Origin of the sequence: Streptomyces sp. 135 (genome assembly GCF_020026305.1) — a bacterium.
In the GTDB taxonomy this organism is placed as follows: Bacteria; Actinomycetota; Actinomycetes; order Streptomycetales; family Streptomycetaceae; genus Streptomyces.
The window spans coordinates 6,721,588-6,734,055 of sequence record NZ_CP075691.1 but is presented as its reverse complement, the minus strand read 5'-3'; the positions used below and the strand labels follow the sequence as shown (position 1 = coordinate 6,734,055).

The 12,468-nt window shown below is 73.4% G+C and carries 9 protein-coding genes and 3 pseudogenes; 8 read left to right on the top strand and 4 right to left on the bottom strand.

What is annotated here, in order from left to right:
* The first annotated feature begins 65 nt into the window (after positions 1-65).
* From KKZ08_RS30285 to KKZ08_RS38750, 4 genes and pseudogenes are all read left to right on the top strand, one after another.
* Positions 66-737, top strand: coding sequence for a DUF3000 domain-containing protein (locus tag KKZ08_RS30285; protein WP_223777444.1), 672 nt, complete (start codon positions 66-68; stop codon positions 735-737).
* Between the two features lie 258 nt (positions 738-995).
* Complete coding sequence (locus KKZ08_RS30280; RefSeq protein ID WP_030687574.1) at positions 996-1,658, top strand: response regulator transcription factor; 663 nt, start codon at positions 996-998, stop codon at positions 1,656-1,658.
* A gap of 78 nt (positions 1,659-1,736) precedes the next feature.
* Positions 1,737-2,874, top strand: a pseudogene (locus tag KKZ08_RS30275) (HRDC domain-containing protein); the annotation flags it as partial.
* A pseudogene (locus KKZ08_RS38750) lies at positions 2,826-3,002 on the top strand (hypothetical protein); the annotation flags it as partial. The pseudogenes KKZ08_RS30275 and KKZ08_RS38750, both read left to right, overlap by 49 nt.
* Before the next feature lie 51 nt (positions 3,003-3,053).
* On the opposite strand, the gene KKZ08_RS30270 reads toward KKZ08_RS38750, so the two are convergent.
* On the bottom strand, positions 3,054-4,052 hold the full coding sequence (locus KKZ08_RS30270) for an alpha/beta fold hydrolase (protein WP_223777443.1): 999 nt from the start codon (positions 4,050-4,052) through the stop codon (positions 3,054-3,056).
* The gene (locus tag KKZ08_RS30265) at positions 4,049-4,969 is read right to left on the bottom strand and encodes a zinc-binding dehydrogenase (RefSeq protein WP_223777442.1); all 921 of its coding nucleotides are present in this window, start codon (positions 4,967-4,969) and stop codon (positions 4,049-4,051) included. Before KKZ08_RS30265 ends, KKZ08_RS30270 begins: the two co-directional genes overlap by 4 nt.
* A gap of 89 nt (positions 4,970-5,058) precedes the next feature.
* Between KKZ08_RS30265 and KKZ08_RS30260 the strand changes: the two genes are divergently transcribed.
* The 3 genes and pseudogenes from KKZ08_RS30260 to KKZ08_RS30250 all read left to right on the top strand — a co-directional run bounded on the left by KKZ08_RS30260 (position 5,059) and on the right by KKZ08_RS30250 (position 9,131).
* Complete coding sequence (locus tag KKZ08_RS30260; protein ID WP_223777441.1) at positions 5,059-5,997, top strand: LysR family transcriptional regulator; 939 nt, start codon at positions 5,059-5,061, stop codon at positions 5,995-5,997.
* 118 nt (positions 5,998-6,115) lie between these two features.
* Positions 6,116-7,254 (top strand): annotated as a pseudogene (locus KKZ08_RS30255) (acetyl-CoA C-acyltransferase).
* Positions 7,251-9,131: a 3-hydroxyacyl-CoA dehydrogenase NAD-binding domain-containing protein gene (locus tag KKZ08_RS30250; RefSeq protein WP_223777440.1), complete on the top strand. Its 1,881-nt coding sequence runs from the start codon at positions 7,251-7,253 to the stop codon at positions 9,129-9,131. Before KKZ08_RS30255 ends, KKZ08_RS30250 begins: the two are co-directional and overlap by 4 nt.
* Positions 9,132-9,197: 66 nt before the next feature.
* Here the strand turns inward: KKZ08_RS30250 and KKZ08_RS30245 are convergent, their stop codons facing one another.
* Entirely contained in the window at positions 9,198-10,274 is a 1,077-nt protein-coding gene (locus tag KKZ08_RS30245; RefSeq protein WP_223777439.1) for a hypothetical protein, read from the bottom strand.
* Positions 10,275-10,352: 78 nt separating this feature from the next.
* On the opposite strand from KKZ08_RS30245, the gene KKZ08_RS30240 reads away from it, so the two are divergent.
* Positions 10,353-10,721: an NTP pyrophosphohydrolase gene (locus tag KKZ08_RS30240; protein ID WP_223777438.1), complete on the top strand. Its 369-nt coding sequence runs from the start codon at positions 10,353-10,355 to the stop codon at positions 10,719-10,721.
* Positions 10,722-10,923: 202 nt separating this feature from the next.
* On the opposite strand, the gene KKZ08_RS30235 is transcribed toward KKZ08_RS30240, so the two are convergent.
* Entirely contained in the window at positions 10,924-12,420 is a 1,497-nt protein-coding gene (locus KKZ08_RS30235) for a glycosyltransferase family 39 protein (protein ID WP_223777437.1), read from the bottom strand.
* Positions 12,421-12,468 lie beyond the last annotated feature (48 nt).

The following is a 12,468-nucleotide window of genomic DNA, read 5'->3' as shown; positions in this document are numbered from 1 at the left end:
ACCGGGGACCCCCTCACGGGTGTCTCTCCCTGCGCGAAGGCGCCGTTCCCCTTAACCTTCCCCGCATGGCTGCGGCTCAGGGACAACGGTCGGACGGCGCTGGAGAGATGGACGGTTCGGAGGGGAAGGTGGCGGATTCGGCTCCGCGGGCCTTCCGCGCGGCGGTCGAGGCGCTGCGGGGGGCACGGCTGCGGCCGGAGATCGAGATCGATGCGACGCGGGCGCCGCAGCGGCTCGCGCCGTACGCGTACGCGCTGGAGGCGGCGGTCGTGGCCGGCGAGGAGGACCTCGCGGACGGGCGGCTCGTGCTGCTGCACGATCCGGCGGGGCACGACGCCTGGCAGGGCACCTTCCGGCTCGTCACGCTGGTGCGGGCGGAGCTGGAGCCGGAGATGGCGGCGGACCCGCTGCTTCCGGAGGTGTGCTGGTCGTGGCTGACCGGCGCGCTGCACTCGCGGGGGCTCTCCGTGGGTGAGGCCAGCGGCACGGTGACGCGTGCGGGGTCGTACTACTTCGGGGGGCTCGCGGAGCGGCCGCCCGCCTCGCAGATCGAGATCCGGGCGTCGTGGACCCCCCGGGAGGGCGGCGGCGGGGTGCCGGACACCGGGGCGCATCTCGCCGCGTGGTGCGAGTTGCTCTGCCAGATCGCCGGGCTGCCGCCGGCCGGCCCCGGGAACGGGTCGGGGGACGGCTCCGTCGTCTCCCTTCCGCAGCGTCGGGGGCCACTCGCTCCCTGACGGCTCAACCGGTCTTCTCGGCCCCGCGGCTCACCGCCGCGGGGCCGCTGTGCGTGGGTCGCCCGGACGGCGGCTTGTTCGGTCGTTCTCCGGACGGTCGAGTGTGTGTCCGAATTGCCCCGATTGGCTCTCACCAAATCGTGATCATTCCCTAAAGGCGGGCGGGTTTGCTGCCGAAGAGGTTTGTGACCTTGAAAGCACGGTTCGTCCCGGCTTCATCCCCGAGCCGGTCCCGTCCCGCCCCCACCAGGAGGCCTGGTGTCCGTTCTCCTCGAGCAGCCCGCAAGCCTGGTCGCCTACCGCCCGAACAAGCCGACCGCCATGGTCGTCGTGGCCGACCCCCGCGTCCGTTCCACCGTCACCCGCCACCTGTGGGCGCTCGGTGTACGCGACGTCATCGAGGCCTCGTCCATCGCTGAGGCTCGTCCCCGCATCGGCAACCCCCGGGACATCTGCGTCGCAGACGTCCATCTCCCCGACGGCTCCGGCCTGACGCTCCTCTCCGAGACCCGTGCCGCGGGCTGGCCCAACGGCCTCGCCCTCTCCGCCGCCGACGACATCGGTGCCGTGCGCAACGCCCTCGCGGGCGGCGTCAAGGGCTACGTCGTCACCGGCACGCGTACGAACGTCGGACTCCCCACCCGCCCCGGCGCCGCTCCCATCGGCTCGGCCGCCGCCCGAATGCACCGCCGCCCGCCGGGCGCCCCGAGCCACCCCGGCGGTTACCGCGAGCTGTCCGGCCGTGAGGTCGAGGTGCTCAGGCTCGTCGCCGAAGGCCAGTCCAACAAGGCCATCGGCGTCTCCATGGGCCTGTCCGCCCTGACCGTGAAGAGTCACCTCGCCCGGATCGCGCGCAAGCTCGGCACGGGTGACCGGGCCGGGATGGTGGCGGTCGCGCTGCGTACCGGAATCATTCACTGACTGATTTACAACCCTCCCGCGCCCGTCGACGGAACGTTCCGTCGACGGGCGCCGTGCATACACAGATACCCTTGACAGGTGACCGACGCCCAAGAGACCGCAGCAGACAGCTCACTGCGAACCACCGGAGGCGCCCCTCCGGACGACGGCCTCGCTTGTGAAGGGCTGCCGACCCCCTTGCTCGAACCCCGTGACGGCATCCCGCCGGTGATCGCCGACGAGGAATCCCTCGCCGCGGTGATCGCCGAGTACGCCCGCGGCACCGGCCCGGTGGCCGTGGACGCCGAACGCGCGTCGGGCTACCGGTACGGCCAGCGCGCCTACCTCGTGCAGCTCCGCCGCGAGGGCGCGGGCTCCGCGCTCATCGACCCCGTCGCCTGTCCCGACCTCTCGGGTCTCGGCGAGGCCATCGGCGACACCGAGTGGGTCCTGCACGCCGCCACCCAGGACCTGCCGTGCCTGCGCGAGATAGGCATGGTCCCGTCGCAGATCTTCGACACGGAGCTCGCGGGGCGGCTCGCCGGGTTCCCGCGCGTGGGGCTCGGCGCGATGGTCGAGGGCGTACTCGGCTTCGTACTGGAGAAGGGGCACTCCGCCGTCGACTGGTCGACCCGGCCGCTGCCCGAGCCCTGGCTGCGGTACGCCGCGCTCGACGTCGAACTCCTCATCGACCTGCGCGACGCCCTGGAGAAGGAACTGGACCGGCAGGGCAAGCTGGAGTGGGCCCGCGAGGAGTTCGACGCCATCGCCTCCGCGCCGCCCGCGCCGCCCCGCAAGGACCCCTGGCGCCGGACGTCCGGCATGCACAAGGTGCGCAGGCGCCGGCAGATGGCGGTCGTACGGGAGCTGTGGACCGCGCGGGACCGCATCGCGCAGCGGCGTGACGTCTCGCCGGGCAAGGTGCTCAGCGACGGCGCGATCGTCGAGGCGGCGCTCGCCCTGCCGCCCAACGTCCACGCGCTCGCCGGGCTGCCCGGCTTCGGGCACCGCATGGGGCGCCGTCAGCTGGAGCAGTGGCAGGCCGCGGTGGACCGCGCCAAGGCGCTGCCCGACGCGGAGCTGCCGCAGCCGGGGCAGACGGTGAGCGGGCCGCCGCCGCCGCGCTCCTGGGCGGACCGGACCCGGGCCGCCGCGGCGGCTCTCCGCCGCGCGGGCCGCGGTCTCCGCGCTCGCCGAGCAGCTGAACATGCCGCAGGAGAACCTGATCACGCCGGACAGAGCGTCTGCTGGAGCCGCTTCAGGTGGACGCGGACCGTGCGCGTCGGCGCTGCTGCGCGCGTCGCGGCGTCGGTGGTCGAGCAGGTCACCCGTGCGGCCTGGTGCACGGCCGGCGCCGTCTCCTGAGCCGTGCCCCGCCGGGCGAGGTCCAGGCGGGGACGGGCCGCCGTGGCCCGGTCAGACGGTTTCCGGTTCCGCGTCAGTCGACGCGTGCGATGTGGTCGCAGAGGCGGGGCAGCCAGTCCGCGCGCGCGTTGCCGAGGAGGTGGTCGCCGTGCGGAGGTGACACAGGTTGCCGTGCCAGGCGCCAGCCGGGCCGGGCCAGGTCGCCGTCGACCACGGGATGACGTCCCGGCCGCCGTCCACGACCAGCAGCGGCGCCGTGATGCGGGGTGCCCGGGCGGTGAGGTCCACCTGGCGGGCGAACGCGCGGGCGGCGTCGGTTCCTCCCGTGCGGCGGGCCATGATCTCCCGTACGGGCGGGGGCAGTTCCGCCCAGTCGAGGCGGAAGGGGCCGCTGACGGTGGCGACGGCCGCCAGGCGGGGCTCAAGCGATGCGGCCCGGGCCGCGAAGTAGCCGCCCAGACTCAGGCCGACGAGCCCGACGCGAGGGGCGCCGAGGGCGTCGACGACCCGTCCGACGACGTGCTCGTACTCCGGCACGAGGGTCGTGGTGGCCGCGAGGACGCCTTGCCCTGGGCCGTCCATGGCGAACACCGCGAGGCCCCTGGCCAGCAGCGCGGACGCCAGATCGAGGAACTCCTCCTTGGCCGAGTCCAGACCGGGGACGATCACCACGGTCCCGGGCGCGTCGGCGGGGCCGCGCAGCCACCCGGTGAAGCCCTCGCCGCTCACCCGCCGCGCACCGGGTTCCAGCAGCGTGAGCGCCCTCCCCAGGGCGTGGTCGGCCTCGGTGGCGGCATGGTGCGCCTCCGCGTACGGCGCCAGGGTGGCCAGGTGGAACCAGCGGGCGGCCGTCAGCAGGGACTCACCCGCGGACAGGGGTGATCCCGCCTCCTGCGCGCGCCGGAGGTGGCCGCGTGCGGTGCGGACGAAGGACGGACCCCAGTCGGCGACGGAGGTCAGGCCGTCGGTGACGCGCCGGTACTCGTGAGGGTCCACGCCCGCGCCGGTGGCGCGGGTCCACTGGGCGGCGACGAAGTCGGTGGTGCTCATCGCGCTCCTCCGGTCAGCAGGACGGCCTTGCCGCGTATCCGGCGTTCGCGCAGGTCGACCAGGGTGGCGGCGGTCTCCGTCCAGTCGGCGGTGCGGCCGATCTCCGGGTGCAGTCGGCCCCGTTCGACCAGCCGCACCAGAGCCGAGAGATCGGAGCCGTACGGGGCGCCCGCGTAGTGGAAGTGCTGGATCGTGACCCGCTCGGAGCCCTTGAGGAGCTCGAAGAAGTCGAGGGTCACCGGGGCGCGGCTCGCCTGGCCGAACCAGACGAGCAGGCCGCCCGGCCGCACCTTCGACAGGGCGACCGGCAGCGCCGCCCCGCCCGTGGACTCCAGCACGACGTCGAACGGCCCCCGCGCCGCGTCGACCTCGTGCACCACCCGCGCCCCCATCCCCTTGAGCCGCTCACCGCGCGCCGGTGTGGCCGTCACCGCGGTCACCTCGGCCCCGGCGCCGACGGCCAGCTCGGTGACGTAATGTCCGACGCCGCCGGAGGCGCCGGTCAGCAGCACCCGTCGGCCCGGCACGGAACCAGCCGTACGCAGCAGCCGCAGGGCGGTGATCCCGGCCAGGGGCAGGGCCGCCGCCCGTGTGGTGTCGAGGCCGTCCGGGAGCGCCGCCAGCGAGTGCGTGGGTACGGCGGCGTACTCGGCCCAGCCGCCGCGCGCCGGATGTCCGACCACCCGGGTGCCGATGCCGGGGCCCGAGCCGTCGGCCGCCGCCTGCACGACGAGCCCCGCGATGTCCTTGCCGGGCAGCAGCCCCGGTTCCGGGTGTTCGAGAAGGAAGGTCTCGCCCCGGTTCGGCGCGAACGCCTCGACCTTGATCAGTGCCTCACCGGGCGCCGGTACGGGCTGGGGGGCCTCGGTCAGGGCGACCGGGCGCGTCGCTTCCCCCGTGGGAATCAGTCTTCGCATGGAGGGGATGCAACCGTCGCGGCCGTCCGGAGAGCCAACAACGGACGAGCACCACCCACAACTGTTGGTTGTCGCTTATGGTGAGAGCCGTGGATCTTGATGTCGCGCAGGCGCGTGCCTTCGTGCGCACCGCCGAGGAACTGCACTTCGGGCGGGCCGCCGGGACGCTCGCGATCTCGCAGCAGGCACTGTCCAAGAGGATCGCCCGGCTCGAAGCACTGCTCGGCACCCGACTGCTCCTGCGCGGCGGCAGCGGGGTGCGCCTCACCGAGGCCGGGCGGCGCTTTCTCGGTCCGGCCCGGCGGACCGTGGCCGCCGCCGACGCCGCGGTCGCGGCGGTGTCCGGCGCGGATCGTCCGCTGCACGTGGACACCTGGGGCCACCTCTACGCGCCGATGCGGACGCTGGCCCGGGTGGCCGGGCGGGCCGGGGAGCTGGTGTCGGGGCACGGGCGCGATCTGCCGTCGGTGGCGAAGGCGCTGCTGAACGGCGACGTCGACGCGGCGTTCGGCCGGGTCCACCCGCCGCTGCCCGCCGGTCTCGCCCACCGTCTGATCCGCCTCGAACCGGTGGACGCCGTACTGAGTGCCGACCATCCGCTCGCGGCCGAACCGGCGCTGCGGCCCGACCGGTTGAGCGGCGGCGTGCTGTGGGCGCCGGGCCCGCTGGACCGGCTCGACTTCCTCCACCGGTTCGCCGTGCGGTTCGGCGTCCGGCACACGGCGACGGGCGTCAATCTGGGGCTCGGCCACTTCCTCGCCGAGGTGGCGCGCGAGCCGGACCGCTTCTCGCTGATGCCCGCCGATGTGCCCTTGCCGAGGGTCCCGGGGCTGCGCTCCGTCCCGTTGGTCGATCCGACGCCCCTGTACGCGTGGTCGCTGCTGTGGCGTTCCGGGGACGAGCACCCGGGGCTGAAGGGGCTCGTCACCGCCTGCGCGGAGGAAGGGGGGCGCAGGCGGTGGCTGGAGTACGACCCGGCCCGCGACTGGCTGCCGGAGCCGCCCGCGAGCGGGCCGGAACCAGTGTGACCTTCGCCTCGCAGAGGCGGTACGGGGCAGCTCTTGGCCACATAGTTACCGACAAGTAGCATGGCCCCAGGAAGCGCGCCGCAGGCGTGGCGCAACCGCACCCTGGAGGAGAGCCATCGTGCCTCGTACCGTCAGGGACGTCGTCTTCGTGGACGGCGTCCGCACCCCGTTCGGCAAGGCGGGTCCGAAGGGCATCTACCACGAGACCCGTGCCGATGACCTCGTCGTGAAGGCCATCCGGGAGCTGCTGCGCCGCAACCCGGACCTCGACCCCGCCAAGATCGACGAGGTCGCCATCGCGGCGACCACGCAGATCGGCGACCAGGGTCTGACGATCGGCCGCCGCATCCTCCGCTGCCGCAGTCCGTGCCCGCACTCCATCCCCTGCGCCGGGCCCTCACCGCGTGCGGTCGCGGGCACGTTCGGCGCGTACGACATCGGCCGCCATGGGTGTCGCCGCGGTTCCAGCTCGACGACCCGCGTTCGTCGCGTGGACGAGTCCGCGCCAGACCGCACGACCGCTACCCGAGCATCACCAAGCTGCGCGCCGACGAGTACGCGGTGCGCTCGCAGGAGAAGGCCGCCAAGGCGTACGCCGACGGCAAGATCCAGGCGGACCTGGTGCCGATCTCCGTACGCCGTACCAACGCGGAGGCCGGTGAGACCGGCTGGGGCCTCGCCACCGCCGACGAGCCGATGCGTCCGGGCACGACGCTGGAGAACCTCGCGGGGCTGAAGACGCCGTTCCGTACGCACGGCCGCGTCACAGCCGGTAACGCCGCGGGCCTCAACGACGGCGCCACCGCCTCCCTCATCGCTTCCGAGGAGTTCGCGCGGGAGAACAACCTCCCGGTCAAGATGCGCCTCGTCTCGTACGCCTTCGCGGGCGTCGAGCCGGAGGTCATGGGCTACGGCCCGATCCCGGCCACGGAGAAGGCCCTCGCCAAGGCGGGCCTGTCCATCTCCGACATGGGTCTCTTCGAGATCAACGAGGCCTTCGCCGTGCAGGTGCTCGCCTTCCTGGAGCACTACGGCATCGCGGACGACGACGCGCGCGTCAACCAGTACGGCGGCGCCATCGCCTTCGGCCACCCGCTCGCCTCCTCCGGCGTACGCCTGATGACGCAGCTGGCGCGGCAGTTCGAGGAGCAGCCCGAGGTGCGGTACGGCCTCACGACCATGTGCGTCGGCTTCGGCATGGGCGCGACGGTCATCTGGGAGAACCCGAACCACAAGGACGCCGGAGGCGACAAGTGAGCACCACGACCACCGAGCTTCTGAAGGGTGCGGCCGAGCTGTTCCCGGACGAGGTCGTCACGCAGGCGCACGTACGCCACCTCGACGCTTCGCGCTGGACAACGGCTTCGACACCACAAGCCGCGGCGCGCGCCAACCTGAACACGGCGATCGACCAGGTCGAGAAGTGGCGTCGCGTCGGTCTGCACTGCTCCTACCGCACCGTCTCCAAGGCGCTGCCCGCCTTCTCGCTGCCCGAGGTCTTCCTCGGCCTGGTGCCGGGCTGGGGCGGCTGCGCGCTGCTGCCGAACCTCATCGGCGCGGACCGCGCGGTCACGGTCATCATCGAGAACTCGCTCAACCAGAACCGCCAGCTCAAGGGCAAGCAGGTCTTCGAGCTCGGCATCGCCGACGCGATGTTCGAGGGCGCGGACTTCCTGGAGCAGTCGCTGATCTGGACGGCCTCCGTCCTCAACGGCTCGGTCGAGGTCGTCCGGCCCGAGATCGACCGCGGCGAGGGCTGGGACGCCGCCGTCGCGCGCGGCCGTGCCATCGCTGACTCCAAGGTGCACGGCGCCGCTCCGGCCGCCTACCGTGCCCTGGAGATCATCGCGGCCGCCAAGGACGGCGACCTCCAGCAGGGCTTCGACGCCGAGGACGTCGCGCTCGCCGACCTCATCATGGGCGGTGAACTGCGCGCGGGCATCTACTCGTTCAACCTCGTGCAGAAGCGCGCCAAGCGCCCGGCGGGCGCCCCGGACAAGAACCTGGCGCGCCCGGTCACCAAGGTCGGCGTCGTCGGCGCCGGTCTGATGGCCTCGCAGCTCGCGCTGCTCTTCCTGCGCCGCCTGGAGGTGCCGGTCGTGCTGACCGACATCGACCAGGAGCGCGTCGACAAGGGTGTGGGCTACGTCCAGGCCGAGATCGACAAGCTGCTCGGCAAGGGCCGCATCAACCAGGACAAGGCCAACCGCCTGAAGGCGCTGGTCTCCGGTGTCCTGGACAAGGCCGAGGGCTTCTCCGACGCCGACTTCATCATCGAGGCCGTCTTCGAGGAGATCGGCGTCAAGCAGCAGGTGTTCGCCGAGGTCGAGGCCGTGGCCCCGGCGCACGCGATCCTCGCCACGAACACCTCCTCGCTGTCGGTCACCGAGATGGCGTCGAAGCTGAAGCACCCCGAGCGGGTCGTCGGCTTCCACTTCTTCAACCCGGTCGCGATCCTGCCGCTCCTGGAGATCGTGCGCGGTGAGCAGACGGACGACGCGTCGCTGGCCACGGCCTTCGGTGTCGCCAAGAAGCTGAAGAAGACCGCGGTGCTCGTGAAGGACGCCCCGGCGTTCGTCGTGAACCGCATCCTGACGCGCTTCATGGGCGAGATCCAGAACGTCATCGACGAGGGCACCCCGGTCGCCGTCGCCGAGAAGGCCGTCGAGCCGCTCGGTCTGCCGATGTCGCCGCTGGTTCTCCTTGAGCTGGTCGGCCCGGCCATCGGCCTGCACGTCTCGGAGACCCTGAACCGCGCCTTCCCCGAGCGCTTCACCGTCTCCCCGAACCTCGCGGCCGTCGTGAAGGCGGGCAAGCGCGGGTTCTACGTGTACGACTCCGGGAAGCCGGAGCTGGACCCGGAGGTCGCCGCTCTCCTGAAGCAGGGCGACAAGGTCCTGACCGAGGAGCAGGTGCGGGACCGCGTGCTCGACGCGGTGGCGCAGGAGATCGGGCTCATGCTCGACGAGGGCGTCGTCGCCGAGGCCCAGGACATCGACCTGTGCCTGATCACCGGCGCGGGCTGGCCCTTCCACCTGGGCGGCATCACGCCGTACCTGGACCGTGAGGGTGTCAGCGAGCGGGTGAACGGCAAGCGGTTCCTGGCGCAGGGCGTGGCGAGCGTCCCGGCGTAGCAGGTACCACAACGACGGTGGGCCGTACGGGAGTCGTCCCGTACGGCCCACCGTCGTCTGTTCGCTTCACACCCGGGTCCACGCTTCCAGCGCGAGGCCAGGCTCCGCCTTCTGGCGGGCGAGGCGCAGGGTGCCGTCGAGGCCGATCGCCGCCATGACGACGCGGCCCCGCGCGTCCAGTGCCAACGCCGGGGCGCCCAGGCACGGTTCGCCGGTCGCGGCCCACCACAGGCCCGCTTCCTCGTCCTCGGTGGGGAACGCGGCCAGTTCGGGGCGGCCGGTGGCCGTGCGGTGCGCGAGGACCGTGCAGTCGTGGCCGTCTATGGCGGTGCGCAGGGCCGCGACGGGGCCGGTGCCCGGGGCGCCGCCGAGGGGGATCGCGGGGCCGCCGAGCGCGGGGCGGTGGGCGAGGACGCCGCTGCCGAGCGCGTCGGCGGCGTAGTACGTGAGGCGGTCGGGGGCGGTCTCCAGGGCGGTGCCGGAGCCGGGGGCCGGGGCGAGCGGGATGTCGTCCGCGCGTACGAGTTCGCCGCCCTGCTTCTCCTGCGCCCAGCGCAGGGTGGCCTTGGCGCCGGGTGCGAGGACTTCGACCCGGCCGGTGGAGGTGGCGAGGGCGGCGATGCCGTCCAGGGCCTCGCGGACCTTGAAGTCCTTCCAGCCCTCCCACTTGCCGCCCTTGCCCTCACGGCGCATGCGTACGCTGTTCACGGCGTCCCGCACGAAGACATGCACCGTGCCCGCGGCGTCCACGGCGGCGGCGGGCGCGCCGAGGCGCGGCGCGCGCTCCACGAGCTTGGTGTGCGGGTTGCCGAGGGAGCGCCAGTCCATGAGCGGCCGCCCCGACTGGTACTGCACGGAGTGCACGAGGTCGACGACGGCCTCGCCCTTCTCGTCGCGCCGCTCCCTGCGGCCGACGAAGTGCACGTATCCGTCGGCGCCCTGGGCGAGGGTGAGGTACGTCAGGTCGGGCGCCTCGAAGAAGTCGGGGCCGTCCCACTCGGGGCCGCCGGCCCTGGCCTCGGTCCAGCGCAGCAGGCCGCCCTCGGCGCGGGCGTACGCGGTGAGGCGGCCGTCCTTGCCGCGCAGCAGCCACCGGGCGGTGTCCGGGGCACCGGTGCTGAGGTTCCTCGTCCTCGACGGCATGACTCGGCGGCACCCTTCCACGTCCACGTACACGTGCGCATACGCACAGCGTTCTGCCGATTAGTTTACGTTTGCCGTATGAGAACTCTTGTCGTCGTCGACGCCGCGAACGTGGTGGGTTCCGTGCCCGACGGCTGGTGGCACGACCGCCGCGGGGCCGCCGAGCGGCTACGGGACCGGCTCGTCCCGTACGCGGAGGAGGGCATCGCCGGGCATCCGGGCCCGGTGGAGGTCGTCCTCGTCGTCGAGGGCGCCGCGCGCGGCGTCGAGTCCATCCCCGGCGTCCGCGTCGAGAGCGCACCCGCCGGCGGCGACGACCGCATCGTGGAGGTAGCCGCCGAGGCGGCGGACCGCCCGTGCGTGGTGGTCACGGCCGACCGTGAACTGCGCCGCAGGGTCGAGGCGTCGGGGGCGGAGTGCGTGGGGCCGCGGACGGTGCGGCCGTAGCGCGGGTCCGCCCCCGCCGTGCCAGGGGCGCGGGGAACTGCGCGCGTAACCCAGAACCCACCCACAGCCGCCACACAGCCGCCGAAGGCAGACGCGTCTGCGAAGACCGGACCGCAGGCCGCCGCAAGTCATGACGGGCTGAGCGCGCAGTTCCCCGCGCCCCTAGGGAGGCTGCTGCCACGGCGGCGACTTGCCCCCCACCTCACCGCGCCGCCCCGCCCACTCTCGCGTACACCACCGCCCCCTCCACCCACAGCACCGGCTCGTACCCCACCGCCAAGGCCCTCCGCAGGGACGGCACCCTGGAGGGGGCGTACGGCTTGCCGCGGGAGTCGTCGATCACCAGGGTCGGCGGGTGGGCGTGCCACTCCTCGCGGAAGGCGGCCCAGGCTCCCTCCACCGCGTACTTCTCGCCCACCTGCGGGCCGTTGCGGCCGCCGCTGTAGTTGGTGAGCAGGCCCGCCGTGAGGAAGCGGCTCGCGGGAGGGCGGTCGGCCAGCCAGTAGCCTTCCGGGTGTATGCCCCAGAACAGCACCTTCGCGTCGGGCCGGGTGTGTGCCCTCACCGTCTCCGCGAGGCGCGCCGCGTGGACCAGTTCGGGGCGCGGCGCGGTCAGGCCCCAGGCCAGGAACACCGCGCAGGCGCACCCGGACGTGACGATCGCCCTGACCGTCCGCTCGCGCGGCAGGATCTGGAGTGCCGCCGTGCCCAACAGCGCGAGCGGCGGCGTGAGTTGCAGGTAGTAGTGGCCGAAGAAGTGGAAGCCGAGCAGCACCGCCGCCACCGCCGAGGCGAGCCACAGCCACAGCTCCCCCGCCCCGGTGCGGGCGACACGCAGGACGCGCAGGACCGGCGGGGCGAGGCCCGCGCAGGCCGCGGTGAGGATCGCGGCGTTCGCCAACCCCCGCCCGAGGACGTGGAGTTCGGAGCCGGTGAAGGAGGCGTAGGCACCCGATCCCGTCACCGTCCAGAACAGGAAGCCCGAGGGTGAGGTCAGCAGGGCCGCGGCCAGGACGGGCCCGCACAGTCCGGCCGCCAGGCGTGGGCCGCCGCTCCGGGGCGCCCCGGAGCGCCACAGCAGCCAGAGCACCGGCAGGAGCACCGCCCCGCCGGTCTGCTTGGCGAGGAAGGCGCAGGCCACCGCCGCCCCCGCCGCGCCCCACCGGCGGCGGTCCGCGCACCACATGGCGGCGGCCGTGCACGGCAGCATGAAGACCTCGAAGGTGGCCGCCTGGGCGTCCTCGGGGTTCAGGCCGATCGAGATCAGGAGGTACAGCACGCCCGCCGTGCGGCCCGCCCCGTCGCCCCAGCGGCGCCGGGCCAGCGAGGCCAGGAGCAGCGCCGTCAGGAGCTGTGCGGCGACGGCGAGGACCTTGAGGGGCAGGAGCGAGGAGTCGCCGAAGAGCGCGAAGGCGCCCGCGTAGAGCCAGGGGACGAGCGGCGGCTTGCGGTCGACCACCGTCTCGTAGAGCTCGCCGCCGTCGGCCAATATCCGGGCCTGGACGGCGAGATAGCCCTCGTCGGGGTTCCACAGCGGCAGCCGGAAGGAGGGCAGCCGGGTCACGCACGCCAGGGCCGCGAGCAGAGGGAGCAGGCGCCTCCAGTAACCGGTCCGGGGGGCGGTCAGGGGCTCCTTGCGCGGCCCCGGCACCCGGAGGCCGCGTACGGAGCGTAGTGAGGTGGCGGGCGCGGCGGGCATACGGTGCACGCTATCCGGCCCCGCAGTTCCGATCGGATCGGGACATAC

Bases quoted from the DNA above. Each gene is read 5' to 3' on its own strand.
- KKZ08_RS30265 (WP_223777442.1), bottom strand. From the start codon at position 4,969: ATGCGAAGACTGATTCCCACGGGGGAAGCGACGCGCCCGGTCGCCCTG.
- KKZ08_RS30270 (WP_223777443.1), bottom strand. From the start codon at position 4,052: ATGAGCACCACCGACTTCGTCGCCGCCCAGTGGACCCGCGCCACCGGC.
- KKZ08_RS30285 (WP_223777444.1), top strand. From the start codon at position 66: ATGGCTGCGGCTCAGGGACAACGGTCGGACGGCGCTGGAGAGATGGAC.
- KKZ08_RS30235 (WP_223777437.1), bottom strand. From the start codon at position 12,420: ATGCCCGCCGCGCCCGCCACCTCACTACGCTCCGTACGCGGCCTCCGG.
- KKZ08_RS30240 (WP_223777438.1), top strand. From the start codon at position 10,353: ATGAGAACTCTTGTCGTCGTCGACGCCGCGAACGTGGTGGGTTCCGTG.
- KKZ08_RS30245 (WP_223777439.1), bottom strand. From the start codon at position 10,274: ATGCCGTCGAGGACGAGGAACCTCAGCACCGGTGCCCCGGACACCGCC.